At 64.0% G+C, this 23,547-nt stretch carries 27 protein-coding genes and 1 pseudogene; 9 read left to right on the forward strand and 19 right to left on the reverse strand.

Annotated features, from left to right (window positions below; all coding sequences use genetic code 11):
- Nucleotides 1-10 precede the first annotated feature (10 nt).
- Together AC4CS3_RS15495 and AC4CS3_RS15500 are read right to left on the reverse strand one after the other, a co-directional pair.
- Entirely contained in the window at nucleotides 11-694 is a 684-nt protein-coding gene (locus AC4CS3_RS15495; RefSeq protein ID WP_490784210.1) for an O-methyltransferase, read from the reverse strand.
- A 42-nt stretch (nucleotides 695-736) separates the two neighbouring features.
- On the reverse strand, nucleotides 737-1,063 hold the full coding sequence (locus tag AC4CS3_RS15500; RefSeq protein WP_490784211.1) for a thiamine-binding protein: 327 nt from the start codon (nucleotides 1,061-1,063) through the stop codon (nucleotides 737-739).
- Nucleotides 1,064-1,133: 70 nt separating this feature from the next.
- On the opposite strand from AC4CS3_RS15500, the gene AC4CS3_RS15505 reads away from it, so the two are divergent.
- Nucleotides 1,134-1,754, forward strand: coding sequence for a TetR/AcrR family transcriptional regulator (locus AC4CS3_RS15505; RefSeq protein ID WP_437773940.1), 621 nt, complete (start codon nucleotides 1,134-1,136; stop codon nucleotides 1,752-1,754).
- 55 nt (nucleotides 1,755-1,809) lie between these two features.
- Here AC4CS3_RS15505 and AC4CS3_RS15510 read toward each other — a convergent pair whose 3' ends face one another.
- Genes AC4CS3_RS15510 through AC4CS3_RS15520 form a run of 3 tightly spaced genes read right to left on the reverse strand, consistent with a single transcriptional unit; the run spans nucleotide 1,810 to nucleotide 3,361 of the window.
- Entirely contained in the window at nucleotides 1,810-2,121 is a 312-nt protein-coding gene (locus AC4CS3_RS15510; protein ID WP_366178545.1) for an AzlD domain-containing protein, read from the reverse strand.
- The gene (locus AC4CS3_RS15515) at nucleotides 2,118-2,870 is read right to left on the reverse strand and encodes an AzlC family ABC transporter permease (protein ID WP_490784212.1); all 753 of its coding nucleotides are present in this window, start codon (nucleotides 2,868-2,870) and stop codon (nucleotides 2,118-2,120) included. Before AC4CS3_RS15515 ends, AC4CS3_RS15510 begins: the two co-directional genes overlap by 4 nt.
- Nucleotides 2,867-3,361 (reverse strand): DoxX family protein, encoded by a 495-nt coding sequence (locus AC4CS3_RS15520; RefSeq protein WP_490784213.1) that lies wholly within the window; start codon nucleotides 3,359-3,361, stop codon nucleotides 2,867-2,869. Before AC4CS3_RS15520 ends, AC4CS3_RS15515 begins: the two co-directional genes overlap by 4 nt.
- Before the next feature lie 183 nt (nucleotides 3,362-3,544).
- Here AC4CS3_RS15520 and AC4CS3_RS15525 point away from each other — a divergent pair, with 183 nt between their 5' ends.
- A complete protein-coding gene (locus AC4CS3_RS15525; protein ID WP_490784214.1) occupies nucleotides 3,545-4,282 on the forward strand; it encodes a fumarylacetoacetate hydrolase family protein in 738 nt (245 codons plus the stop codon).
- A 49-nt stretch (nucleotides 4,283-4,331) separates the two neighbouring features.
- On the opposite strand, the gene AC4CS3_RS15530 is transcribed toward AC4CS3_RS15525, so the two are convergent.
- A complete protein-coding gene (locus AC4CS3_RS15530) occupies nucleotides 4,332-5,231 on the reverse strand; it encodes a glycerophosphodiester phosphodiesterase (protein ID WP_490784215.1) in 900 nt (299 codons plus the stop codon).
- A 50-nt stretch (nucleotides 5,232-5,281) separates the two neighbouring features.
- Between AC4CS3_RS15530 and AC4CS3_RS15535 the strand changes: the two genes are divergently transcribed.
- On the forward strand, nucleotides 5,282-6,643 hold the full coding sequence (locus AC4CS3_RS15535; RefSeq protein ID WP_490784216.1) for a DUF445 domain-containing protein: 1,362 nt from the start codon (nucleotides 5,282-5,284) through the stop codon (nucleotides 6,641-6,643).
- A gap of 156 nt (nucleotides 6,644-6,799) precedes the next feature.
- Here the strand turns inward: AC4CS3_RS15535 and AC4CS3_RS15540 are convergent, their stop codons facing one another.
- Genes AC4CS3_RS15540 through AC4CS3_RS15555 form a run of 4 tightly spaced genes read right to left on the reverse strand, consistent with a single transcriptional unit; the run spans nucleotide 6,800 to nucleotide 9,914 of the window.
- Nucleotides 6,800-7,747, reverse strand: a complete 948-nt coding sequence (locus AC4CS3_RS15540) for a 5-oxoprolinase subunit C family protein (protein WP_490784217.1) — start codon at nucleotides 7,745-7,747, stop codon at nucleotides 6,800-6,802.
- Nucleotides 7,747-8,403, reverse strand: a complete 657-nt coding sequence (pxpB, locus tag AC4CS3_RS15545) for a 5-oxoprolinase subunit PxpB (protein ID WP_490784218.1) — start codon at nucleotides 8,401-8,403, stop codon at nucleotides 7,747-7,749. Before pxpB ends, AC4CS3_RS15540 begins: the two co-directional genes overlap by 1 nt.
- On the reverse strand, nucleotides 8,378-9,127 hold the full coding sequence (locus AC4CS3_RS15550) for a LamB/YcsF family protein (protein ID WP_490784219.1): 750 nt from the start codon (nucleotides 9,125-9,127) through the stop codon (nucleotides 8,378-8,380). Before AC4CS3_RS15550 ends, pxpB begins: the two co-directional genes overlap by 26 nt.
- Nucleotides 9,111-9,914: a hypothetical protein gene (locus AC4CS3_RS15555; protein WP_490784220.1), complete on the reverse strand. Its 804-nt coding sequence runs from the start codon at nucleotides 9,912-9,914 to the stop codon at nucleotides 9,111-9,113. Before AC4CS3_RS15555 ends, AC4CS3_RS15550 begins: the two co-directional genes overlap by 17 nt.
- A 133-nt stretch (nucleotides 9,915-10,047) precedes the next feature.
- Between AC4CS3_RS15555 and AC4CS3_RS15560 the strand changes: the two genes are divergently transcribed.
- The 5 genes and pseudogenes from AC4CS3_RS15560 to AC4CS3_RS15580 all read left to right on the forward strand — a co-directional run bounded on the left by AC4CS3_RS15560 (nucleotide 10,048) and on the right by AC4CS3_RS15580 (nucleotide 13,444).
- On the forward strand, nucleotides 10,048-10,194 hold the full coding sequence (locus AC4CS3_RS15560; RefSeq protein ID WP_306960266.1) for a hypothetical protein: 147 nt from the start codon (nucleotides 10,048-10,050) through the stop codon (nucleotides 10,192-10,194).
- A 33-nt stretch (nucleotides 10,195-10,227) separates the two neighbouring features.
- Nucleotides 10,228-10,941, forward strand: a complete 714-nt coding sequence (locus AC4CS3_RS15565; RefSeq protein WP_490784221.1) for a DNA alkylation repair protein — start codon at nucleotides 10,228-10,230, stop codon at nucleotides 10,939-10,941.
- 28 nt (nucleotides 10,942-10,969) lie between these two features.
- On the forward strand, nucleotides 10,970-12,274 hold the full coding sequence (locus AC4CS3_RS15570; RefSeq protein ID WP_490784222.1) for a macrolide family glycosyltransferase: 1,305 nt from the start codon (nucleotides 10,970-10,972) through the stop codon (nucleotides 12,272-12,274).
- 31 nt (nucleotides 12,275-12,305) lie between these two features.
- Complete coding sequence (locus AC4CS3_RS15575; RefSeq protein WP_490784223.1) at nucleotides 12,306-12,944, forward strand: hypothetical protein; 639 nt, start codon at nucleotides 12,306-12,308, stop codon at nucleotides 12,942-12,944.
- 156 nt (nucleotides 12,945-13,100) lie between these two features.
- Nucleotides 13,101-13,444, forward strand: a pseudogene (locus AC4CS3_RS15580) (DUF6855 family protein).
- An 8-nt stretch (nucleotides 13,445-13,452) separates the two neighbouring features.
- On the opposite strand, the gene AC4CS3_RS15585 reads toward AC4CS3_RS15580, so the two are convergent.
- Nucleotides 13,453-13,986 carry a MarR family transcriptional regulator gene (locus tag AC4CS3_RS15585; protein WP_490784224.1) on the reverse strand — a complete coding sequence of 178 codons (534 nt, stop codon included), beginning with the start codon at nucleotides 13,984-13,986 and terminating at the stop codon, nucleotides 13,453-13,455.
- Between the two features lie 108 nt (nucleotides 13,987-14,094).
- On the opposite strand from AC4CS3_RS15585, the gene AC4CS3_RS15590 reads away from it, so the two are divergent.
- On the forward strand, nucleotides 14,095-15,318 hold the full coding sequence (locus AC4CS3_RS15590; protein ID WP_490784225.1) for an FAD-dependent oxidoreductase: 1,224 nt from the start codon (nucleotides 14,095-14,097) through the stop codon (nucleotides 15,316-15,318).
- Between the two features lie 39 nt (nucleotides 15,319-15,357).
- Here AC4CS3_RS15590 and AC4CS3_RS15595 read toward each other — a convergent pair whose 3' ends face one another.
- The 8 genes from AC4CS3_RS15595 to AC4CS3_RS15630 form a co-directional block, all read right to left on the reverse strand.
- Nucleotides 15,358-16,131, reverse strand: coding sequence for a hypothetical protein (locus tag AC4CS3_RS15595; RefSeq protein ID WP_490784226.1), 774 nt, complete (start codon nucleotides 16,129-16,131; stop codon nucleotides 15,358-15,360).
- Between the two features lie 148 nt (nucleotides 16,132-16,279).
- On the reverse strand, nucleotides 16,280-18,685 hold the full coding sequence (locus tag AC4CS3_RS15600) for a glycoside hydrolase family 65 protein (protein ID WP_490784227.1): 2,406 nt from the start codon (nucleotides 18,683-18,685) through the stop codon (nucleotides 16,280-16,282).
- Between the two features lie 40 nt (nucleotides 18,686-18,725).
- On the reverse strand, nucleotides 18,726-19,463 hold the full coding sequence (locus tag AC4CS3_RS15605) for an HAD family hydrolase (protein ID WP_490784228.1): 738 nt from the start codon (nucleotides 19,461-19,463) through the stop codon (nucleotides 18,726-18,728).
- A 17-nt stretch (nucleotides 19,464-19,480) separates the two neighbouring features.
- Nucleotides 19,481-20,491, reverse strand: coding sequence for a LacI family DNA-binding transcriptional regulator (locus AC4CS3_RS15610; RefSeq protein WP_490784229.1), 1,011 nt, complete (start codon nucleotides 20,489-20,491; stop codon nucleotides 19,481-19,483).
- Between the two features lie 154 nt (nucleotides 20,492-20,645).
- Nucleotides 20,646-21,263, reverse strand: a complete 618-nt coding sequence (locus tag AC4CS3_RS15615; protein WP_490784230.1) for an alpha/beta hydrolase — start codon at nucleotides 21,261-21,263, stop codon at nucleotides 20,646-20,648.
- Between the two features lie 174 nt (nucleotides 21,264-21,437).
- Nucleotides 21,438-22,016, reverse strand: coding sequence for an NAD(P)H-dependent oxidoreductase (locus AC4CS3_RS15620; protein ID WP_490784231.1), 579 nt, complete (start codon nucleotides 22,014-22,016; stop codon nucleotides 21,438-21,440).
- A gap of 16 nt (nucleotides 22,017-22,032) precedes the next feature.
- Nucleotides 22,033-22,335: a tautomerase family protein gene (locus tag AC4CS3_RS15625; protein WP_490784232.1), complete on the reverse strand. Its 303-nt coding sequence runs from the start codon at nucleotides 22,333-22,335 to the stop codon at nucleotides 22,033-22,035.
- A gap of 151 nt (nucleotides 22,336-22,486) precedes the next feature.
- On the reverse strand, nucleotides 22,487-23,446 hold the full coding sequence (locus AC4CS3_RS15630) for a GlxA family transcriptional regulator (RefSeq protein WP_490784233.1): 960 nt from the start codon (nucleotides 23,444-23,446) through the stop codon (nucleotides 22,487-22,489).
- Nucleotides 23,447-23,547 lie beyond the last annotated feature (101 nt).

A 23,547-nucleotide genomic window follows, 5' to 3' on the forward strand; every position in this document is an offset into this window, starting at 1 on the left:
CAGCCTAGCGTCACACCACCCGGGCTATCGCGAAGCCGTCCCATCCCTTGGATCCAACCGTTTGGATGGCCGTTGCGTCGAGGCGCGGATCCTTGCCCATCATCTCCAGTGCCCCCACGATGCCCGGAGCGTTCACCTCGTCCATGGAAGGATCCAGGATGGCGCCCTCCCAGATGACGTTGTCCATCACGATCACCGTGCCCGGCCGCCCGAGCCGGATCGCCCAGTCCAGGTAGTTGGAATCGTTCTCCTTGTCGGCATCAATGAAGACAAAGTCGAACGGCCCGTCCAGTGAGGGATCTTCGGCAAGCTCCGCAAGGGTTTCCAGCGCGGGGCCGATCCGGATATCTACTTTGTGGCCGATCCCTGCCATGTCAACGTTCGCCCGGGCGATTTCAGCGTGTTTCGGGAGATATTCGCACGTGACCAGTCGGCCGTCGTCGGGCAGTCCCTGGGCCATCCAGATCGCGCTGAAGCCGGCCAACGTGCCGATTTCCAGCACGCGCCGCGCACCGGACAGCTGCACCAGCATCTTGAGCAGCTTGCCGGCGTTCGGCGCCACCTCGATAGGCGGCATCCCGGCGTCGAGGGCGGATTGCACCGCGTGTTTGAGCGCGGCGTTCGGGCGGACGACGGCAGTGGACAAGTATTCCTCGACGGCCACCCACCCGGGCTGGGCCTTGTGTTCAAACATGGCCCCAGTCTGGCACCGGGTCACGGCGAAGGAAAGGACCGGCTATTCGCCCGCCTTATCGATCGCCTTTTCCAACCGCTCAACTTTGCCCGTGAGCTCCCCTTCGAAACCCGGCCGGATGTCCGCCTTGATCACCAAGGAAACCCGGTTTCCGTACTTGCCCACCGCCTCGGTGGCGCGCTTGACGACGTCGAATACTTCATCCCACTCGCCTTCGATGGTGGTGAACATCGAGTCCGTCTGGTTGGGGAGCCCGGAATCGCGGACGATCTTGACGGCCTCGGCAACGGCGTCGTGCACCGAGCCATCAGCGGATACGGCGCCAGCAGCGGGCTGGCCGGACGGGGCAACTGAAAAGGCAAGCAACATGAATCCAGTCTTTCACGGGCAAGAATGTCACAAAAGTGATTGGAGCCCCTCCGTTGCTACTGTGAGCAGCATGGACCGGCCCTTGGAACGCAAGCCACTTAGAGCTGACGCTGCGCGCAACGTTGACAAGATCATCACCGCGGCGCGCCAGTGCTTCCGCGAGCTGGGCCCGGAGGTTCCGCTCCAGACGATCGCCACCACCGCAGGTGTTGGCCCGGCTACCCTGTTCCGCAACTTCGCTGACAAAGAACAACTCGTCCTGGCCGCCCTGTCGCGGCAACTCAGGCTTCATGTCGACCCGGTCGTGGAAGATGCCCTTGCTGGCATGGATGCCGCCGTCGGGCTTATCAACGTGATCGACGCCGTGGTGCAGGTTGCCAGCGAAGACGCGAACTTGCTGGGCGCCGTCGCCGGCCGCCGCGGACTCTTGGTGGGCATCACAGGCGGCTTGATCGATTCCATGGCTGAACTGCTTAGCCGCGGCCAGGGTCAGGGTTCGCTGCGCCGGGACATCTCCATCGAGGACATGGTGCGCCTTGTTGCCATGCTGATCGGCGCCGTGGACACCATGGAGCCGGGGTCCCGCGCTTGGGAACGGCCGGTTGCCTTGCTTGAGGACGCCATCCGCACCGAACGCCCGTCGCGCCCGCTGCCACAGCAGACCCCCATTCCCGGGATGGCTTTCGAGTAACCAGCGCACGACGGCGTTGCGCGCCGCTGCCACGGTTGGAACCGCGCGCACCGGTTCAGCGCCAGCCGAGCAGCCGCAGGCAGGCAGCAGCCGCCGATCCGACGATGACCACCACAAGGAACGGGGCACGGAGCCACAGCGCGACGGCCCCGGCTGCCAGCGCACCGAGCCGGGCGTCGAAGGCCAGGGACTGCCCGGACGCAACCGCGTTGACGACGGTCAGGGACGCCAGCAGGCCGATGGTCATGGTGCCGGCCACGCGCATCATCCGCGGACTCCGCAGCAGTTTCGCCGGTACGAAATAACCCGAAAGCTTGGTGAGGTACGCCAGTCCGCATGCGATAAGGATCCAGAGCCAAAGGTTCATTCGGCGTTCCTTTCGCGGCTGGAAGCTTCAGCGTTTGAATGACCGCGCGGGTAGGGATCGACGTCGGGCTCCATGCCTTCGTCACTGCGTCCGTGGCTGAACCAGCCAATGGCCCCGGCCACGACGGCGGCCACGAGGATGGGCACGCCCGCCGGAACGAACGGAACCGTAATAATGGTTGCCAGAGCAGCAGCAGCGGCGATCGCCCAGGGTTCACGGCCCTTGAGCCGAGGCCAGAGCAGGCCCAGGAACGCTGCCACGGCGGCGCCGTCGAGCCCCCACTGCTTGGGATCGCCCAAGGAATCGCCCGCCAAGGCTCCGACAGCCGTGAAGATGTTCCACAGCACGAAAATGCCGAGTCCGGCCGTCCAGAAGCCACGGCGCTGTTCGTCGGAATCGCTTTGTCCCGAGGCAGTGGCTGTGGACTCGTCGATGGTGATGTGTGCTTGCGGGTACTTGAGCCATCCGCTGGGACGCAACAGCGCGTTCATCTGCATCCCATAGATGCCATTGCGCAAGCCCAGCAGCGCGGCAGCAGTCATGGCCGCAATGCCGGAACCGCCGCCCGCCACGACGCCGATGAAGGCGAACTGCGATCCTCCACTGAACATGAGCAGGCTGAACGCCATGGTCTGCCAGAAGCTGAACCCGGAGGCTGAGGCCAATGCCCCGAACGAGATGCCGTAGAGACCCGTTGCGATGCTGATGGAGAGGCCCACCTTCACCGCCGGGGATTCGAGGAGTTTCATGCGCCCCGTTTCGCTCCAGCCAGACTCCATGCCCACAGGATCAAAGGGAGCTGCAGAGGCAGGCGCAGGGTGTGAATCCGCCGCGCGGACGACGTTCCGGCGGGAGAGTATGCGCGGCGGAGCGCGTCCACGTGGCCGGCCAGGAACGCCGTGAACATCAGCGTGGTGCCACGAGCTGCGGCCCTGCGCGTGGCAGGAATGAGGAGCCCGACGGCGGCAACCGCCTCAAGCAATCCGCTCACCGCGATCCATTCCTCCCGGGACATGACCGCCAAAGCGCCGTTCCGAGGTGCGGTCGCGTTGGCCTTGCCTTGGCCGGCTTCGAGTTCGAAGCCTTCTCTCGGATTGTCAACGCGGCACAGATAATCCGGGACGACCGGTGCAAAGAACTTCGGCTGCTGGAAGTGCTTCCTGGCGCTTACGAGTAACAGTGCACTCATGGCCGCCGCGGAGATTGTCTGGGTTGTCCGGGCGGACCATGAAAAAGGCATGTATTCATGCAACCACAGCCCCGCCCGGCGCGGTAACCGAAGAGTTGCCTGACCGAGCGTAGGCAATTCATTGCCGTTCAAGATACTGGACTAAGTTCAGCATGATGTATGTTTTTCTTTAGACCGTGGCTGACACCGTCCGCCGCACCGTCCGCCGCCACAAGAAATTCAACGAGGAGTTCCATGCGCATCGCCCGACTACAAACCCCTTCCGGCCCGACGCACGCAGTCCTGCGCAACGGAAGCTGGGACCATATCGAGGACCCCTTTGCCGAGGTTCTTTCTTTCACCGGGAAATCCAGTTCCGCGGACGGCGCCTTGTTCCTCGCCCCGGTCCGACCTTCTGTGGTGCTAGGAATCGGGCACAACCTGGGCAACAACAACCACGTGCTGCCCATCCAGGCTTGGCACAAGTCGGTCCACAGCATCGCCGGCCCCGGTGATGACATCGTGGCCGTGCGCAACGCGGGCACAGTTAACGTGGAAGGCGAACTGGCCGCCGTCATCGGAAAGCGTGCGGAGAAGCTCACGGCCGAGAACGCCCTGAGCCACGTCCTGGGCTACACGGTGGTCAACGACGTCACCAATGTGGACCAAAACCAGGTCGACGAAAAACTCTTCCAGGGCAAGTCCGGCACCAACTACACGCCGCTCGGACCGTGGATCGAAACCGGGATCGAGGACCCGGACAACGTGAGCACCGAGGTAGTGGTCAACGGCGAGGTCAAAGCCAGGTCCGGTTCCTTCAACCTGCCATCCTCCATCACGGATTGCCTCGTTTACGTCACCCAATGGCTGACGCTGGAACCGGGAGACATCATCATGACGGGCGCCCCGAACACCTTCGTGGCTGTCCAGCCCGGCGACCGGGTGGACATCACGCTGGGCGGCATCGGAACCCTCAGCAACACGGTCATCTGACTCGCAGTCGTTGTCGTTTTGGGGCCCCAGAACGACAACAACTGAGGCCCTAAAGCTGGGCCAGGACTTGCGCCGGCTTGTTCGTGGTGATCTCGTGGATCCCAAGGCCTTGGCATAGGGCAACATCGTTCTCGGAGTCAACGGTCCACACCCGGAACCGGCGGCCTGATTCAAGCCAGCGCTGGACGGTGCGGGCATGCTTGCGGACGTAGTCGATGCCCGGGCCGGCCAGTCCCACCTCGCAGTCGTCCAGGATCCGCTCGCCTTCCTGCTGGGCTGCCTTCATCACGTTGGCCACGGCTCCCCCCGTGATGACGCCCAGGCCAAGTTCATCGCGGACTTCCTCCACCGTGACGTCGTCCACCAGCTGGCAGATGTGCTCCGCGGGAACGAACTGGAGCAGGTGCTTGACCGAATCCGGGCTGAAACTCATGAAGGAAACCTGGATGTTGTCCAGCATGGACGTCTCTGCGTTCCACCCTTCGTTGCCCAGAAGCTCGAGCACGCGGTCTTCAAGCTTGAGCTGGTACGGGCTCGGGTGCTTGAGCTCAATGGCCAGGCCGATGGTCCTGCCGGCACCGCGCAGGATCTCCAGCAACTCCGGGAGCGTCAGGAGCTGGTCCGACTTTGCGCCGTACTGGTCCGGAATCCGGGCGCCCTTCCAGGAAGAGAAATCCAGCTGCCGCAGCTCTTCGAGGGTCTTCTCCGCCACGGGACCGGTGCCGTCCGAGGTACGGTCCAAGTTTGCGTCGTGAAGCAGGACAACGTGCTGGTCCCTGGTCAGGTGGACGTCGCACTCGACGCCGTCGGCGCCATCGGCGATTGCCTTCAGGTATGCGGCGCGTGTGTGCTCCGCAAATGCGGCACTCGCTCCGCGGTGGGCGTAGACCATGGGCCGCGTGTTTTGCTCCGTGCTTTGCTCTGGGCGACCGGGCTCGTCATTCGTCATGGGGATACGGTAGCCCACGCCCACGACGGCGACGGGGCTACGCTGGGCACATGCAGGTGAACTCTGAACAAATCCCGGTGACCGAGAGCGATAGCGACCCGACGGCGGAGGCCACGCGGCACGCAGATGCCCGGGACAGCTCTACGGTTGCGGCCGGCGTCGGGCAACGAAACGGTGACGCCGAAAAGGCCGCTGCCCTGCGTCGGATGAAATCGGTGGCGCTGGCGCTCCTGATTGTGATGGCGGTGGTTTTCACCGCTGCTTTCGCCTTGCAAAGGCAATATTCATGGCTGGAATACGTGCGGGCCGCTGCCGAGGGCGGCATGGTGGGAGCGTTGGCCGACTGGTTCGCCGTCACTGCGCTGTTCAAATACCCCATGGGCCTGAAAATCCCGCACACGGCCATCATTCCGCGGCGCAAGGACCAGATCGGCGCTTCGCTTGGGGAATTCGTGGAGACCAACTTCCTGTCCGAGCAGGTGGTCCAGGAGAAGCTCGCGAACGTGGACATCGCCCGGAAAGCCGGCAAGTGGCTCGCTTCCCCGGGCGGCCCGGAGCGTATCGCGAAGGAAGGTTCAGCACTGATCCGCGGAGCGTTTACCGTGCTGAACGATGACGACGTCCAGGCAGTGATCGAGGGCATGGTCCGCAAGCACCTGCTCACTCCGCCATGGGGACCGCCCGTGGGCCGGATGGCCGAACGGATCTTTGCCGACGGTCACCACCACAAGCTGGTCGATCTGTTGGTTGACCGTGCGGCGGATTGGGTGGAAGCGAACCACTCTACGGTGAACCGGCTCGTGTCCGACCGTTCACCCCTCTGGGTTCCGTCCTTCGTGGACGACATCGTGGGAGACCGGGTCTACAACGAAATCGCCAAGTTCATCCGGGCGGTGCAGCAGGATCCGGATCATCAAGTGCGCCAATCGATCGATACCTACCTCGGCGATCTCGCCCAGGATCTTCAGCACGATCCCGCAATGATTGCCCGGGCCGAGGCAATCAAGACCCAGGTCCTCGGTGATCCCGAGGTCCGCGAACTCGCTTCCCGCACGTGGGGCACCATCAAGGACGCGCTGCTCACCGCCGTCGACGATCCCGACAGCGAACTGACACAGCGTTTCAAGAGTGCCGTCCGGGACTTCGGTTCACGGCTTGTCAACGACGACGAGCTCGCGGGAAAGGTCAATGCCTGGATCGGTGATGCAGCCGGGTACCTCGTCAAAACGTACCGCTCCGATATCGCGGGGGTCATCACGGACACCGTCGCACGCTGGGATGCCGAGGAAACCTCGCAAAAGATCGAACTCCAGGTGGGCAAGGACCTGCAATACATCCGCATCAACGGCACGGTGGTGGGATCGCTGGCCGGGCTCGCGATCTTCACCGTGGCGCACTTGGTTTTCGGCTGACGCGGGTTCGGGCCGGCCGCAACAAGGGACACGCCCAACGCTGCCTCTGAGCAACGGACATAATCCCATCATGTCCACTCCTCGTACCCAGGAAGGCGCATGTCCAACACGGGTGCTCGGCAGGCAGCAAGGGGCATGTCCGGTGGAGGGGAACCCTCAGCCCAGGAAACGAATCCGCTGGCCGGGGCGGGCTTGGCCCAACAAGTCCAGATCCGTGCGACGCACCACGGCAATCACGGGGTAGCCACCCGTCACGGGATGATCAGCGAGGAATACCGTGGGAAGGCCCGACGGCGGCACTTGCAGTGCGCCGAGCACCATGCCTTCGCTGGGCAGTTCCTCGAGCCGGGTCTGGGTGAGCGGACGGCCCACCAGTCGGGCACCGATCCTGTTCGAATCAGGCGACAGAGTCCATTCCTGGCTGACAAGGCGGCGCCAGGAACCGTCGTCGAACCAGTCTGCCCGGGGGCCGCGGTCCACCCGGGCCGTGATGGCGCGCCCCGGATCGGGAGCGCGGCGGATGGCAGGGAGGGCATGCGCGTTGTTGCGGGTCCCAATGCCCGCTCCGGCCCCCGCGCCGGCCCCAGATCCAGGTCCGGGAACGGGAACGGAACCCGTTCCGGAAACCAGGCCGTTGCTCGCGGAAACACGCCCGATTCCCAACTGCCCACCCGACTTCAGCGGCGCGGGGCCTTCACCGGAGAGCATGTCCGTGCTGCTTGAACCGAGGAGCTGGGGAGCATCGATGCCGCCCTGTACCGCCAGGTAATATCTCAGTCCGAACAGCGGAGCAGCGAAGTCCAGCACCGCACCCGGTGCCACCCGTACGGCTTGGTTCAGCGGAATCTCGGCGTCGTTGAGTGTCACGATTCCCTCCGCCCCTGTCACCGCGACCGTCGACGCCGTGACGAACCTCAAGCGAAGCCCACCCAGCAATATCTCCAATCCGGCCGCTTCCGCAGGATTCCCCACCAGCAGATTGGCAAGCCGGAGTGATTGCCGGTCGAGGGCGCCGGAAGGGCTCAGCCCTAGCGAAGCCCAGCCCGGCCGGCCAAGGTCTTCCACCAAGGTGAGTGGTCCCGGGTTCACCACCACGATCCCCATCAGGCCTCCACGAATCGGACCAGGTCACCCGGCCGGATCAGCGCGGGCTCGGCTTTGGACGCATCCCACAGTGCCGCTGTCGTGGTTCCGATCAATTGCCAACCGCCTGGAGAGGATCGCGGGTAGACGCCGCTGAACTCGCCTGCGAGGCCAACCGAGCCGGCCGGGACGGCAGTGCGTGGAGTGTTCCGACGCGGTACGCGGAGCCGCTCATGCGTGGTGACCAGGTACACGAAGCCGGGCGCGAAGCCGGAAAAGGCGGCCGTCCACTCCGAGCTCGTGTGAAGCTTGACCACTTCGGCCTCGCTCATGCCGAGGAACTGTGCCGTCTCGGCAAGGTCGGGGCCGCCGTAGGAGACCTCGATGGTCACTTCGCGGCCGGAGGCGGAGACCCCCGCTGCAGGCTCCGCGGACTCCAGCCAGTCGCGGACGTCGGAGGGGCGGATCGTCCCGGGATCGAAGGTGACGAGGACGGTGCGGGCGGCGGGCACGACGTCGATGATCCCCTGCGGCGCAGAAAAGCGAGCCGAAGCGCCGGTGCCGGTCAGCCCGCGGTAGTACGCGACGACGGCGGCGAGTCCGGGCAGTTCCACCAAGAAGGCGCTGTCGCCGCAGGGCAAAAGGATCCGCTCAGGCGAAGGATTCAATCTCCACACCAGCTTCCTCAAGGCCAGCGCGCACCGCCGCAGCCAGCTCAACAGCACCCGGAGTGTCGCCATGGATGCACAACGAATCGGGCTTCACCCGAACCACCGTGCCGTCCACGGCCAGCACCTCGCCCCGTACGGCAAAGCGCACGGCCCGTTCGACTACCGCGGCGGCGTCGTGCACCAGTGCACCGTCCTGCGAGCGCGGAACCAACGTTCCGTCCGGCATATAGCCGCGGTCCACGAAGGCCTCCCGGAACACCGGGTGCCCGGATTCTTCGGCGATCCGCAGCAAGGCGGAACCCGGCAGGCCAAGGACAGGAAGCCCGGGATCGTAGGCGTGAATCGCGGCCACCACGGCTTCGGCCTGCTCGACGTCGTGAACGATCCTGTTGTACAGGGCACCATGGGGTTTGGCGTAGTCCACGGAAGCGCCCACCGCGTGGGCCATGCCGTCCAGGGCACCGAGCTGGTAGAGGACGTCGCCGAAGAGCTCATCGAAGGACATGTCCATCGCTCGGCGCCCGAAGCCATGCAGGTCCCGGTAGCCCACATGGGCGCCGACCCGGACGTCGAGCTCGAAGGCGACACGGCAGCTGTCCAGCATCGTCACCGGGTCCCCGGCGTGGAAGCCGCAGGCAACGTTGGCGCTGCTGACAATCCGGAACATTGAAGCGTCGTTCCCCATGGTCCAGGAGCCGAACGACTCCCCCGAATCAGCGTTGAGATCCACTATTTCCGCCTTCCAGCGCGTTTTGCCGGGCGGCTGGGAGCAGCTCGCCCGGGATGATGTCCGGCATGGGACCGAATGCTTCCCTCGCCGAGGCCGCTACGGCACGCCCCATGACGCGGTTCCCGACTCCGCCCACCACGGCCCCGACGCCGAAAGGCAGGGCACGGCCGAGGAAAGCGGCGCCTTGGCGCCTGACGAGGCGCTTGAGGAAGGCGCGCTGGATGGCGTCGCGAATGACCCCGAATCCTCCGCCAGGCAGCTTCTTCGTGAGGGTCTTGCCCCAGGCCTGCGTGACGCCTTTGCCTTTGCCGAGCGATTGTCCGCTCAGCGCACCCAGCAGCGCGGTGCCTTCCTCGCCGAGCATGATGGCCATGACCATCGTTCGAGCACGGTCCGGATCGGTCAGGCGGATGCCGTGGAGCTCGGCCAGGGAAGCGGCGTAAAGCGCGGTTCCTTCCAGGAAGCCGATGGTGGCCAGCGCGGACAGCCCCAGCGAGGCTGCCGTACCGATACCGGGCACGACGGCGGTTGCCCCAACGGCGGCACCCCCGCCGGTGACTGCGGCGAGGTAGTCCCTCTCCAGTTTGGCGGCCAGCTGCGCCGCCGTGGCCTGCGGGTATTTGCGCTGCAAGCGACGCAGGTTCGCCAGGACAAGGGGACGTTGGACCTCGACAGCCCGAAGGAGCACGTTGTGGACACCGGGCTTGGCATTGCCGCTGGCGTCGAACATGGCGTTGTGGGCCGTTTCCTGCGCAATCTTTACTGCCTGATTGGGTCGCTTTGCCATTCTTCACCTCTGCATTCAGCCGTTGGATTCGTTCGGTAGTTCCTTGGCCTAGCCTAGGCCACACGCCCCCTCCCCGGCGTAGACTTTAAGGCGTTCGCGGGAACAGTCCAACGAAGGACAGGAAGCATCCGGAATGAACAAGGCACCAGATCCCAACGAAGTCCGCCATCACAGCGACGCCCCTGCCGAAGGGGAAACGGAGGGTTGGGTGTCGCACGATACCGGCCTTCACAGCCAGGAACCTGCCGAAGGGCCGGATACCGACGACGCCCCCGCATAGTAGCGTTCAGCCTGCGAAATCGGGGGGCCGAAAGTGGCTTCGCACGGGGTGCTCGTCTCTCCGGGGGATACTCAACCGGGGCAATTGTTGGCGCGCGTCCTTGAGGAACTGCGCGCTTTGGAGAAGCACGACGCCGCGAGCTTTCGCGCCGTCCGCCGCAGGGTTTCCGCGGAAATCGCCACGATGGACGCGGCCGTCGTCTTCAACCTCGCCGAAGGGCTCGTACAAGCGGGCTTTGACTGGGAGGGCTGGGAGTTCATCAATGCCCATCAAGCGGCTTTCGCTGAGCTGACGCGGGCCCGGCTTGAATACTTGGGAGAAGGCATCGCTACGTGGGGCCAGGCCGATGCCTTCGCGACTGTCTTGGTGGGGCCCGCATGGCGCGAAGGGCTCATCTCTGACGCCGACGTCGACGGCTGGGCGCGGAGCCCGGACCGCTGGTGGCGGCGCATAGCGCTTGTCTCCACAACAGTGCTCAACACGAGGTCACGGTGGGGAACGGGAGATACGCAACGGACGCTCGCCGTCGTCGGCATCTTGATCAACGATCGCGACGACACCGTGGTCAAAGCAGTCAGTTGGGCATTGCGGTCCTTGGTGCCGTGGGATCCGCGGGCCGTCCGGACCTTCCTTGAAATGCATGAGACTGAGCTTGCCGCCCGGGTGAAGCGCGAGGTGCGGACCAAGTTGGAGACCGGGCTGAAATCGCGCCGGCGCAGCGTTCATGGCGCCGAGCTTTCCAAATGAAGCCTCCACTGTTCTTGGGGGTGGTGCCATGCACATAGCCTTCATCTGTCTGCCTGCTGCGGGCCATGTGAACCCGACGTTGCCAGTGGTCGCCGAGCTGGTTCGCAGAGGCCACAGGGTCACATATGCGACGTCGGCGAAGTATGCGAAGGCAGTCGAATCTGCCGGCGCCGCGTTCTTTCCCAGTGGAGAGGACCTGGCAGCCTTCCTCCCGCCGCGCGAGCGTTCGGCGGACGGCGGTCCGACCCCGGGAGAGGGCGGCGCAGCGCCCGCCAGTGGAGCGCCGTCACCGATGACGGGGATGTTCGCCGGAATGCCGTCCGGAATGATGTCCGGACTGCTTGAGCGGATTCTCAAGGGCGCACGGGAGGAATTCCCGGCGTTGCTGGCCCGTCTGGCCGAGGACCCGCCGGACGGGGTGGCCTACGACGCCATGACGCTCTCGGGGAAGATGGCTGCAGCGAAGTTGGCTTTGCCCGATATTGCCTTGCTTCCGAGCTATGCCACCAATGAACATTTCTCCATGCGGGATCTCATGCCCGGCCCGCCGCCGCCAGGCATGGTCGAGGCCTGGAAACAGGCCAGCCAGCGGATCAATGATTTCGCCGCGGAGCATGGCGTAGGCCATCTGCAATTCATGGGCGGCCCTCCTGCATCGTTGAACATCTCCTTCATCCCGAGGGAATTCCAGCCCTCGGGGGATACATTCGATGGCAGGTTCCACTTCGTTGGCCCCTGCCTTGGCCTGCGGGGCAACGAGGAAGCCTGGCAGCCCCAGGCGAAAGACAAGCCATTGTTGTTCGTCTCGCTGGGCACCACCCCGTTGAATGACCGGCCGGACTTCTTCAGGATGTGCCTGGAAGGATTTGAGGGCACCCACTGGCAGGTTGCCATGGCAATCGGAGAGCGCGTCGAGGAGTCCGAGCTGGGGGAGATCCCGGAAAACTTTGAGGTACGGCCCTTCTTTCCGCAGCTGGAAGTCCTACCCCACGCCGATGCTTTCCTCTCCCACACCGGGATGAACTCGACCATGGAGGCGCTTTATTTCGGGGTGCCGTTGGTAGCTTTCCCACTGCAGCCCGAACAGGGGGCCAATGCGCGCCGGGTGGAGGACCTGGGACTCGGGCGCCGTCTCCCCCTTGAGGGGCTCTCCCCCGAGCTGATCCGGGAAACGGTCCTTGAAGTCAGCGGCGACCAGGCGATCCTGGACAATCTTGAAGCGATGAGTGCCCGTGTCCGCGGTTCCGGCGGAGCCCCCGCAGCCGCCGGCGCCATCGAAGGCTTCCTGCGCGGCCCCACTGTCCGCCTTCCAGCGCCGCCCGATGCTGTGTAGCGTGTAGCCATCATCGCGACGGGAGGGCCTCATGCGCTGGATCAATGCTCCCGCGGGTATGCCGTGGAACAACCCATGGCCGCACGACATGGTGATCAACGTCGAGGACCGCTCCCTGCCGCTGAACGAGCTTCTGTTCATCCGGCACGCTTGGGGTTTGGCCCCCTACGCCGACATTCCCGCACTCTCACCCCGTCCAGATCCGGGGACCTCGCGGACCCCTGGTTCGGCGAGCGTCGCCGAGTGGGAGGAAAGGTGGCAAGCTGCCTGGAAGCGCGCCTGGGACTGGTACGAGATCAGGGAACGGACCGCGGAAAACAGGCCCACACCCGAGGTGATCCGGCAGGTCACCCGGCCGGGTCAACCGCTCCACCCGTTCATTCCCCCATTGTGGAGTTCTGAGTACGGCAGCGAGGGCGTGGACCAGGCGGCTTTCCATGCTTGGCACAATTCCCTGGTCCCTGCCGTTCCGCCGACTGCGGAACGCGGTAGCCTGCAGGCCTTGATTCCGGCCTGGGAGAGCGGCCTGGAAGAAATCATCGTTCTCCCCTACGCCGGCTTCTACGCCAAACGGATCAGCCGGCGGCAACTAGTTGTTTCGGCGGTGACGCGGAGCGAGCCCGCGAGCTACAGCCGGGCATTGGTGGTTCGGCTAGCCGAGGGCGGCTAAGCTCGGGCGGGCCCCGCAGACATACCGCCCAACGCTGTGTAGCGTGTAGCCCAACACCCGCGCGACGCCCGTCAGGAAGGACACCGTCAGATGGCCGCTGGATCCAAGGAAGACCCCTGGAAACTCACCACCCCGCCTGGTTCCTCCGACTACACGATGTACCGGGACGAAGCGGGTGACCCTCCCGCGATCGTTTGCCAGGTGGGTTCCACGACCCTCAAATACCATTTGAGCGCCATCGAGGACCTGCATGCGTGGCTACTCCAGCAAGGCGATTGGGTGCCGCTCGGGGCCGCGGACGAGAACAAGCCGGCCGCCGAAGGCACCGTAGAGGCCTGGGGCGCGACGACGGCAACCCGGTGGGCGGTTGGTACGGCCTGCGCAAGGGATACCGCGGTCGCTTCGGTATGTACATGCCACCGCTCCTGGAGGCTCTTGGACTTGCAGAACTCACCCACGAGAAGCGGAACAACAGCATGCGGGGCGTGGCGCCTAAGTAGGAAGCAACTCAGGCGGGGTTCGACGACGGCGCTCGGCCGTCGTCGTCGTGCGCGTTCCCGCCGGGTGCGGCACCCAGCCGCCCCGCCGCCTCCCGCTGGATGCGCGCCGCCTTGGAGGAATAGTCCGCGATGACGCGGAGTTCTTCGTCGCTGTAGCCCTTCAACAGGCTCGCCAGCCCGCCCATGAAGTCGACGAAATGGGGCATTGCGGCAGTCACCTGGTCCCCCACGAGCTCGATCAGGACCTTCCGCTTGTCTCCTTCGTGCCGGATCCTGCGCGCCACGCCCTTGCTTTCGAGCCGTTGCATCAATCCCGTGACCGAGGCCGGAGCCAGGCCGGAATGTTCGCCGAATTCCCCCGCCGTCATGGGTCCGAAGCGCAGCAGGATGTCGATCGCCTTGCCCTCCGTCGCCGACAGCCCGCGCAGCTCGGACAGCTTCGTGTGGAACATGACGGCCGCCGTCGAAAGCTCCCGTCCCGAGGCAAAGACCGCCTCAAGCAATTCTTGGCGCTGCGTACCGACGCCCGGGTGGTTCTCCATCCTCCGAGGCTAGCAAATTATTTCGTCTCACCGAAAGGATTGACCGCGCCTTGCGGCGAGTCATATATTTCTTTCAACCGAACGAAATATATTGCGAAGGACTCCGCCATGTTGAATTGCCTTGTTATCGGATCCGGGATCGCCGGACTCGCCACAGCCATCTCACTGCAGAAAGCCGGCCATCACGCCACCGTGTTCGAGGCCTACAGTGGGCCCTCGGACGGCGTCGGCGGCTTCCTCACCGTGGCCGTCAATGGCTTCGATGCCCTTGAAACCCTCGAGCTCAAGGGGGCAGCCGCCAACCTGGGCTTCAGCACCCCACAGATGTCCATGTATCTGGGCAGCACTGGAAAACACCTCATCGACTTCGACTACGGCGGATCCCTCCCCGACGGCACCACCGCCCGCACTATGACGCGATCCGAGCTGTACGGCCTGTTCCGCGAGGCGGCCAACCGCCGCGGCATCCGCATCGAGTATGCCAAGCGGCTCGCTACGGTAAAGGAAGGGTCCGACCGCGTCACGGCCGTTTTCGCGGACGGCACCTCCGCGCTCGGAGACCTCGTGGTAGGCGCCGATGGCCTCCACTCGGCGGTACGGCCGTTGATCGACCCCGCATCCCCGGCTCCCCGCAATATCCCACTGCTCAACACCGGCGGGATCGTCGAGGCCGGTTTGCTCCCGGCCGGGCGGCTGGACGTCGAACCGGGACGCATGAAGATGGTCTTCGGCAAGCGCTGCTTCTATTGCTACATGCAGGATCCGGAGGGCAGGATCTGGTGGTTTGCCAACCCGTTGCAGCGGTCATCGGAAGATCCGGCCACGCTGGACCACAGCGCCCGCAAGTCCTGGCTGACACAGCTCGTAGCCGGGGACCGCACGCCCATGGCCAAGATCATCGCCGCCACTGACGGCATCATCCGGCCGTACACAACGTCAGATTTTCCGAGCATCCCCAGCTGGCACCGCGGCAGGCTCGTGCTGGTGGGAGACGCTGCCCACGCTGCATCGCCGTCGTCCGGACAAGGCGCCTCCATGGCCATCGAAGACGCCATCGCGCTGGGCCGATCGCTCCGAGGCACCTCGCCCGGCGACATCCCCGGCGCCCTGTCCCGCTACGAGAAGGAACGCCGGAACCGGGCAGAATCGGTGGTCGAATGGGGCCGCCGGAACGCCGCTCCGAAGATCCGCGGCCAGTTCAAGCGAGTCTTTGAAGACCTTGTGCTGAAGGCCGTCTTCCGCTCACTCGCCCGGAAGACGGCCGACAACTTCGACTGGGTCTATCGCCACCACATTGACTGGGATGCAGAGGAAACGGCACGGGCACGCTGAAGTTCGCTCTGGCAAAGCGTCCCCTGCGCCATCCGGGAATCAGCCGTTGGGATAGGCCTGCACGATCAGTTTCCCGCGGAGCACGGCGATCTGGGCGTACATGTCGTGCACCAGATAGAGATCACGACGCCGGGTCCACGGCTGTCCGGACTGCGGATCATAGGTGCCCGGCATGTCGATGCCTTCGGGAGCGAAAGCGTCCATCCCGCGGTCTTGGGTGGTCTGGACACAGCGCTTGATGTGGTCCCGGAATCCAACAATGCAGGCGATCCCCGAAGGCTGAGAGGCGCGCAGCTCCTTGACCTGGGCTGCAACGCCGTCCGTGCTCAGATACACAATGGTGCCGTCCGCCGAAATGACCGGTTCAATCGAGGTCACCCCGCTCATGTGGTACTTGGACTCGAGGAACCTGGCGATTTCCCACTGGGCAAAGACAGGAACGTTGCACCTCGCCCGCAGCTTCGCAACCGTGTCCGCGAGGGCTTCGTTGACCGGGCCAGGCTCGTAGAGCACGCGGCTAGGATCTCCGCCTCCTGCCGGCCGTCGGTTGCCGAAACCATAGGCGATGATGAAATCAATGCTCTCGACCGGCTTGGTTGGCGGATGCCAGTTGAATCCGATGTCTTCAATGTGGGGCTCCACGACGGCGGCGGTGGCACGGTCGTCCAGTTCACCCTCCAAAGCGTCCAACATAGTGCGCGTCAGCTTGGCATCCTTTCCCTTCCCGGAAGAGTCCGCGAGGGCCGGAGTAGTGGTGAACAGCGGTGCCGCCGCGGTCAGCAAGGCAGCGGAGGCGAATGTTCGTCGATCCATGGGAAGAGTCCTTTTCAAGAGAGGTCTCAGGAGACCGTATCTACGTCCTATGAATCAGGAATGAACCGTTCCCGAATAACTCCGAAACCGCCGTGCCCCACCGACCAAGCTACGTAGGCCGGTCGGTGGGGAGCGGTGGATGGCGTAGTCAGACCCGCGCGCTCCCGATCACCGGAAGGCCCGCCGTCGGGAAGAGGCTCGGGAAGACCGACGGCGCGGGGACCGGCACTTGGTCGAGGGGCACAGTGACCGTCTCGACGCCGACGACGACCCGCTGCCCGCGCACGCTGACCTCCAAAGGCGCGGCATCTTCCAAAGGCGCGGCACCGGCGTCGGGCGCTGAACCTGAAACTGCATCCAGAACCAGCGCAAGGCTGATCGACCCCGGGCGCAGCTCGACGGACAGGAGCCGCCCGCGGATCTTGAGCCGGAAGGACAGGCTGTCCCACTCGGCCGGGAGCCGCGGATCGAAATGCGGGACCTGGCCCTGGTCCCGCATGCCCGCGAAACCGCACACCAAGGAACTCCAGATGCCGCCGGTCGACGCGATATGCACGCCGTCGACTGTGTTGTTGTGCGTGTTGTCCAGGTCGATGAACAAGGCCTCGGTGAAGTGCTTGAGCGCGACGTCGGAGTAGCCCACCTCGGCCGCCATGATGCCCTGCACACACGCGGACAAGGTGGAGTCGCCGGTGGTGATGGGATCGTAGAAGTCGAACGCGCGCTGCTTTTCCTCGGCCGTGAAGTCCTGCCACTGCAGGAACATCGCCAACACCGTATCCGCCTGCTTGAGGACCTGGTGCCGGTAGATCACCAGCGGGTGGAAGTTGAGCAGCAGCGGATACTTGGACCGCGGGGTGGACCAGTCCCACGGCTCCAAGGTCATGAAGTCGTTGTCCTGGCTGTAGATCTCCATGTCCGGATCGTAGGGAAGGGACATGCGCGCGGCGGCCTGTTGCCATACCATCCGATCGGTTTCCGGGACGTCAGGGTGTTCCAGTGCCGCAGCGGCTCGCAGGTTAAAGCGGGCCATGACGTTGGTGTAAAGGTTGTCGTTGACCACGGCCGTGTATTCATCGGGGCCGGTGACACCGTGGATGTGGAACAAGCCGTCCTTGCCGAAGAAGCCCAGCGAAGCCCACATGCGAGCCGTCTCGATCAACAGATCGGCGCCCACTTCGGCGCGGAAGCTGGCGTCGCCGCTCGCCCATTGGTAGCGGTTGGCGGCGAAGGAGATCGCGGCGGCAATGTGGAACTGCGCGGTGCCGGCAGCGTAGTACGCGCTGGCCTCGTGCCCGTTGATGGTGCGCCACGGGAACAGGGCACCGTCCACGCTCAGTTCCTTGGCCCGGATCCGGGCGTCGGGAAGCATGGCATGGCGAGATTCCAGCACCTGGCGGGCAGCGGTCGGGTTGGTGTACGTCAGGTACGGCAGCAGGTACACCTCCTGGTCCCAGAAGTAGTGGCCCTCATAGCCCGAGCCGCTGACTCCCTTCGCCGGAATGCCCGCGACACCGGCACGCGCGGTGGCCTGGGCAAGCTGGAACAGGCTCCAGCGCACGGCCTGCTGCTGTTCGGGCTGGCCACCAATGGTGATGTCCGCGGTGGACCAATAATCGCGGTAGTGGGCCGCACCTTCGGCCAGGAGCGCGTCGAACGGCACGAGTCCCAATTCGGCGTCGGACGCCAGGATCTCGCCGGGCTCTGCTGCGTTTGAGTCGGCGCTGTTCACGACGTAGCTGACGCTCTTCTCCAAGCGGAACGTCTCGCCCTCATTCACGGCCATGACGTAGCGGACCGTGGACTCGTCCTCCCCCACTACGGTTTCGAAGGGCTGGCCTTCCGCGGAAATCCAGTGGTCCACGGCCATACCGATGCGCTGGTGGGATTCGGCGGTCTCCCAGGCCATGCGCAGGGATCCGTCGGAGCCCTGGAGGTGGAGCGGGAGCAGCACCCGGCCGGCGTGGCGGCCGGAGCGGCGGGGGTCGTGGGCCGAGTGGTCCTCCACAGGCTGGTCCTGCCGATTGATCACCAAGGACGTGATGTCCGCAGTCACCTGGCGGTCTGCGGTGAGGCTCAGCTCGATGCCAAGGGAACCCCTGGATTCGATTCCGACGGCGCGGCGCTCCACCGTCGTGACGATGGCGCCCGAACGGCACTCCCACGTGACAGCGCATTCGTACACGCCCGTGGCGAAGTCGATGCTGCGGCGGTAGTTCTGCACCGTTGACTCGGCGAGGCTCAGTTGTTCGCCGTCGATGACAATGTTGAAGTTGTTGGCATCCGGGACGTACACGATCCTTTGTCCTATGCGGGCAAAACCGTACGCGTTCTCGGCGTGCTTGATGTCCCACGTTTCGTGGAAACCGTTGATGAACGTGCCGGGAAGTCCGGCGTCTGCGCCAGCCCAGTGGGCGCCGCGGATGCCCAGGTGGCCGTTGCCGAGGCTGAAGAGGGTTTCGAGCGTACCGGCGTCACCGGGAACGTGAATGCTCTCCACGAGCTTCCACGGTTCGCAGGGGAAGCGCAGCCGGTCGGAGCTGATGAGTGCCATGGACTGTTGGGTTCCTTCTGTTTCTGGTGAAACGGCTTGGTTAGAGGAGATCGTCGAGGTCGTCGACCACGAACGTTGCGCCGGCGTCGAGCAGGGTCTGGTGGCCGGCGCCCCGGTCCACCCCGATGACCGCACGGAAGTTCCCGGCGCTGCCGGCCTGCACGCCGGACACAGCGTCCTCGACGACGACGCAGCCCGCGGCGGGGACGTCCAGCAGCTCGGCGGCGTAACGGAAAGTTGCCGGATCCGGCTTGCCGGGGAGCCCGACGGCGGCCGCCACCTGGCCGTCGACCACCACCGGGAAGTAGCCATCGAGTCCGGCCGCCTTCAGGACGGCGGGCGCGTTGCGCGAAGAAGACACGACGGCGAGCTTGAGTCCCAGCTCCAAGGCTGCGTGGATGAAGCGGACAGAGCCTGCGTAAGGCTCGACCCCGCGAGAATCCACGATTTCGTTGAAGATCCGGTTCTTGCGATTGCCCAGACCCTGCACGCTGGTGTTGGCCGGATCGTCGTCGGTGGGTCCTTCCGGCAACGTGATTCCGCGGGAGGTGAGGAAATCCCGTACTCCATCGAAGCGCGGCTTGCCGTCGATGTGGTCGAAGTAGTCGCTCTCCTGGTAGCCGTCCGGATGGCCGGTTTCCGCCAGGTAGCCGTCGAAGAGTTCCTGCCAAGCCTGCTCATGCACGACGGCGGTCGGCGTCAGCACGCCGTCGAGGTCGAAAAGGAGCGCAGTAGCGCCCGTCCAGGCGGTCTTCTGGGTTGCTCGGGTGTCAGTCATGGTGTGGAGTAGTCCGTTCAGCGCTGGCGGCGCGTGGTTTTGCGTTCAATGAGTTTCGTGTCAAGGAAGTGGCTGGAGGGTTCGTTGGGGGCGTCGGTGTTCTGGAGCCGGTCCACCAGCAGGTTGGCAGCGAAGGCACCCTGGTCAGCCACCGGCTGCGCCACTGTACTTAGGCCAAGGAACCAGCTCATGGGGTGGTCGTCGATTCCAATCACGGAGACATTCTTCGGTGCGGACAGTCCGTGCTCGCGCATGGCCATCAAAGCTCCGAAAGCCGCCTCGTCGCAGTCCGCAAAGACCGCCGTTGGAAGGCTTCGGTGGGCAATGAGTTCGTTCATGGCCTTGCGGCCGCCGTCGATCGTGGAATCCGAGTTGATGACCAAATCCGGATGAACGGTCAGGTGATGGTCCTTCAATGCACGGCTGAATCCCTTGAGCCTGTCGCTGGCCGTCAACACCGAGTTCTCATGGGTTTCGCGGCCGGAAAGCACCGCCAGATCCCAATGGCCCAGCCCCAGCAGGTGTGAGGTGGCTTGCCAAGCCGCGAGTTCGTCGTCGATCCCTACGTTGTCCCACGGTACGGAAGTCATCCCCACGCTCGCAACTGCAAGGCCGGACGCGGCCAGGAGTGCAACCTCTGATTCACTCAAATCGACGTTAAGGAGCAGCACGCCGTCAACGCGTTGGGAGAGCCCCAGGAGATCGCCGAAGATTTTCCGCTTGACGCTCGACTTGCCGCGCAGGCTGATCAGGACGGTGTCGAAACCGCTGTCTCCGAACACTTCCTCGGCCGCTTCGACGGCCTGGGCGAAGAACCAGGCCGTGGCGGTGGGAGCAATGATGGCGATGGAACCGGTATTTCCGCCGGCCAGCCGGGCTGCCGCCGAGGATGCCTTATAACCGAGTTTGGCGGCGGCGTCGGCCACTTTGGCTTGCGCTTTTTCGGACACGTTCGGCAGGTTCCGCAGGGCGCGTGAAACGGTGCAGATGGACAAGCCCGAGAGGACGGCAACGTCCTGGATTGTCACGCGGTGAGCCTTAACCATTCAACACGGCCTCAACCCTTTCATCTTCTGGATTTAGCAGCACATCCTTGCACCGCCGAAGAAGAGTGTAAGCGCTTACAATTTTGGCAATCAAGAGTTGTTTTCCGGCACCCCCGATTGTGACGCGGGCCTCACCTCAGCGGAGGACGTAAAACCGCAGAAACGCGTTGACATCCGCCATTTCCCGGGCCTCGATCCGGTGGCCCATGCCGGGGTAGGTTCTCGCGGTCAGAGCCATATTCTTGTTCAGCCATTCCTCGGTGTGCTCAATGGCATCACTGAAGATCACGGGATCGGCTTTGTCCCTCCCCCAGAAGAACGGCGGCGGGGAGTCGAAGGATTCGCTGAGCGCCAGAAGATCGTTATCCAGCACGAATCCGGAGAGGCCCACGGTCGCTTTGAAGCCCTCCGGACGAAGCCGCAGCAGCGTACTGGCCATGGCCATGCCTTGTGAATAGCCCAGGAGGCTCACGCTGCTGTGGTTGCGCTTGACCGAGTCAATCCAGGAAAACACCTTGTTGGTGGCGGTGATGACGTCCGCAAAGTCGTTGGCGAGGAAGTAGTCAAGCAGGAACCAACCGTAGTGGTCCCCGATCGCCATAGGCCCACGGAGCGCGGCGCAGGTGAATTCCCCGGGAAGCTGGGGAAAGAGATTCACCATTCGCTGCTCGTCTGTGCCGTACCCGTGCATCATCACAAGCAGCGGCGTCCCGGCGCGCTCATTTTCCGGTTTGGACCAGACGACTGTTTCCATGGGAAGAGCCTATGCGCCGCAAGGGAGTCCACCACTTCGTGTGGTGGACTCCCTTGTTTGATCCCTTCCGCTGTCTTACTTGGCGGAACTCGATGCTCCGCGTCCGACCCTTAATGGCAAGAGGTGCAAACCGCCCGCCAGTCGCGGGTTTCATTTGCTCGGCGCCGCCACATTCTAGGAATTGGCCGGTTCGAAGGGGCGTAGATCTTCCAAAGGCCGGCGCTCCCCGCGCGCTTCCACGAGCAGCTCGTGAAAGCTGCTTCGAAGCTGCCGAATGCCTGCGTCATCCAACTCCCGGACACCGTGGATGACCAGCGGTTCCTGCCAGGCCATGCCGAGTCGTCGGGCTGTCGCTTTTAGCGGCACAAGCATTGCTCCGTACTCCCAGCCGTGGAGGCCGTCGGGGCCGTAGCCTTCGAAGGCGCCGCCCGTAGTTGTAACAATGCGGAGCGTCTTACCGGCCAGTGCTCCGGGAGTGCCGGTCCCGTAGGCCCAACCCCGGGTTAGGACCTCGTCCAGCCAACGTTTGAGAATTGAAGGCATGGCGTACCAATATGTGGGGTATTGCAGCACGATGTGGGCAGCCCCCGCGATGGCATCCTGTTCGGCCTGGATATCAATGGAGCCCGTCCTATACAGCTCGGAAAGGACACGGGTGCGAACATCATCAATGGACCTTGCCTCCTCGAGTAATGCGGCGTTAATGCGCGAACTGCTAAGGTCCGGGTGGCCGACGATAAGTACTGTCTTCATGCTGTGCTCCAACGAATCACTTTTCCAGAACGGGTGATTTCTCAGCCAGTTCCGGTCGGGTAACCGGGTGCCCGTCGATGGACTCGTAGAGGCTCTTGGAGCGGGCAAGTCCGTCCATCAGGCTTGCCGGTCCCCTGAACGGTAGACCGCCGATGTGCCAGCCGTCTGTGTGCAGTTCCTCAATGAGGACCCAGACCACCTCGCGGAAAGCTTCAGACCCTTCAAACTTCACCATGACGTCAGTCAGGGCTGCCGCCATCCGGTGCTTTTCATCTTCCGTGAAGACGCCGTCGACGAGCTTGACATTTACGAACGGCATTGCGTTCTCCTCTTTGTAGGTGCTCCGGATTGCCCGGATATACCAAGCTTCGACGACGGGCGGCGCCGGCGGACCCGCGAATCCCGTCAAGCACCCCTCAGATAGCGTCAGGGTCCGTCGGAAGCAGGGTGTGGTGAGGACCCGAGAACCATCAGGGCTGCGACAGGAGGCGTTCCAGATACAGCGAGGGGCTCATTCCGATCTTCTGCGTAAAGACCCGCCTCATCGTCTCAGCACTTCCAAATCCGCTTGCGGCTGCCGCTGCGGCGACAGTGGTTCCTCTCTGGAGCATTGCCTGAGCCGCTTCGATCCGCACCATTTCGACGTATCGACCAGGACTCGTGTTGGTTCCCTCTTGAAATAGCCGTGCAAGGCTACTGGCGCTGAGATTCGTCATGGCGGCCATGGCGTCGATCGAGTAATCTGCGCCGGGCTCGGCGGTAATGCGGTCCAAGAGCTTTCTGAGGGCGTGGTCCCGGGGAACTCCCACCCGAACGGCGACCGAGCGCTGGGATTGACCCCCCGGCCGTTGATTGAAAATAATCATTTGACGGACGACGGCCCGGGCAACGTCGGGGCCGTAGTCTTCCTCAACTATGAACAAGGCCAGGTCCACCCCGGAACTGATGCCCGCGGAGGTGATGATCGAACCGTCCTGCACGAACAACGCATCAGGGACGACATGTACCAGCGGATACGACCTCCTGAACCGTTCGACCTGGGTCCAATGAGTGGTCGCGTTCCGGTAGTTCAGCAAGCCCCCGTGCGCCAGGAGAAATGCACCGGTGCAGACGGAAGCGATCCGGCCGGCATCATTCGTTAGATGGGAAACCGCCTCGACAAGTTCCTGCTCGAAAGGTCGGGCCACCATCCCATATGCACCCGGAACGATTACCGTGTCCAAGGCGCCCGTATGTCCGGCTGCGGCCTCCGCGGTCAAATAGTGTCCATTGGAAGCGCGCTTGGCTTTGCCGTCGGTGGAAACCAAGACAGTGTCGTAACGGGCCCCAAAGGCATTTGCATGATGAAACACATCAGCGGGCCCGGCAACGTCGATCATTGTCACGTTGTCATGGATCAAGAACCCGATAGCCCGGCTTCGATCAATCACTTCTCACCGTAATCTTCCAAAATGTGGTGCGCAGCTTTGATGCGCTTCTTGTGCATCAAAGCTGGGCAACTGTACGCCAGCGGACACTTGTTGTCTAGATG

The sequence above is a fragment of the Arthrobacter sp. SE2 genome (assembly GCF_058244265.1).

Coding starts and splice junctions, on each gene's coding strand:
- AC4CS3_RS15495 (WP_490784210.1), bottom strand. CDS start 694: ATGTTTGAACACAAGGCCCAGCCCGGGTGGGTGGCCGTCGAGGAATAC.
- AC4CS3_RS15500 (WP_490784211.1), bottom strand. CDS start 1,063: ATGTTGCTTGCCTTTTCAGTTGCCCCGTCCGGCCAGCCCGCTGCTGGC.
- AC4CS3_RS15505 (WP_437773940.1), top strand. CDS start 1,134: ATGGACCGGCCCTTGGAACGCAAGCCACTTAGAGCTGACGCTGCGCGC.
- AC4CS3_RS15510 (WP_366178545.1), bottom strand. CDS start 2,121: ATGAACCTTTGGCTCTGGATCCTTATCGCATGCGGACTGGCGTACCTC.
- AC4CS3_RS15515 (WP_490784212.1), bottom strand. CDS start 2,870: ATGAAACTCCTCGAATCCCCGGCGGTGAAGGTGGGCCTCTCCATCAGC.
- AC4CS3_RS15520 (WP_490784213.1), bottom strand. CDS start 3,361: ATGCCTTTTTCATGGTCCGCCCGGACAACCCAGACAATCTCCGCGGCG.
- AC4CS3_RS15525 (WP_490784214.1), top strand. CDS start 3,545: ATGCGCATCGCCCGACTACAAACCCCTTCCGGCCCGACGCACGCAGTC.
- AC4CS3_RS15530 (WP_490784215.1), bottom strand. CDS start 5,231: ATGACGAATGACGAGCCCGGTCGCCCAGAGCAAAGCACGGAGCAAAAC.
- AC4CS3_RS15535 (WP_490784216.1), top strand. CDS start 5,282: ATGCAGGTGAACTCTGAACAAATCCCGGTGACCGAGAGCGATAGCGAC.
- AC4CS3_RS15540 (WP_490784217.1), bottom strand. CDS start 7,747: ATGGGGATCGTGGTGGTGAACCCGGGACCACTCACCTTGGTGGAAGAC.
- AC4CS3_RS15555 (WP_490784220.1), bottom strand. CDS start 9,914: ATGGCAAAGCGACCCAATCAGGCAGTAAAGATTGCGCAGGAAACGGCC.
- AC4CS3_RS15560 (WP_306960266.1), top strand. CDS start 10,048: ATGAACAAGGCACCAGATCCCAACGAAGTCCGCCATCACAGCGACGCC.
- AC4CS3_RS15570 (WP_490784222.1), top strand. CDS start 10,970: ATGCACATAGCCTTCATCTGTCTGCCTGCTGCGGGCCATGTGAACCCG.
- AC4CS3_RS15575 (WP_490784223.1), top strand. CDS start 12,306: ATGCGCTGGATCAATGCTCCCGCGGGTATGCCGTGGAACAACCCATGG.
- AC4CS3_RS15585 (WP_490784224.1), bottom strand. CDS start 13,986: ATGGAGAACCACCCGGGCGTCGGTACGCAGCGCCAAGAATTGCTTGAG.
- AC4CS3_RS15590 (WP_490784225.1), top strand. CDS start 14,095: ATGTTGAATTGCCTTGTTATCGGATCCGGGATCGCCGGACTCGCCACA.
- AC4CS3_RS15595 (WP_490784226.1), bottom strand. CDS start 16,131: ATGGATCGACGAACATTCGCCTCCGCTGCCTTGCTGACCGCGGCGGCA.
- AC4CS3_RS15600 (WP_490784227.1), bottom strand. CDS start 18,685: ATGGCACTCATCAGCTCCGACCGGCTGCGCTTCCCCTGCGAACCGTGG.
- AC4CS3_RS15605 (WP_490784228.1), bottom strand. CDS start 19,463: ATGACTGACACCCGAGCAACCCAGAAGACCGCCTGGACGGGCGCTACT.
- AC4CS3_RS15615 (WP_490784230.1), bottom strand. CDS start 21,263: ATGGAAACAGTCGTCTGGTCCAAACCGGAAAATGAGCGCGCCGGGACG.
- AC4CS3_RS15620 (WP_490784231.1), bottom strand. CDS start 22,016: ATGAAGACAGTACTTATCGTCGGCCACCCGGACCTTAGCAGTTCGCGC.
- AC4CS3_RS15625 (WP_490784232.1), bottom strand. CDS start 22,335: ATGCCGTTCGTAAATGTCAAGCTCGTCGACGGCGTCTTCACGGAAGAT.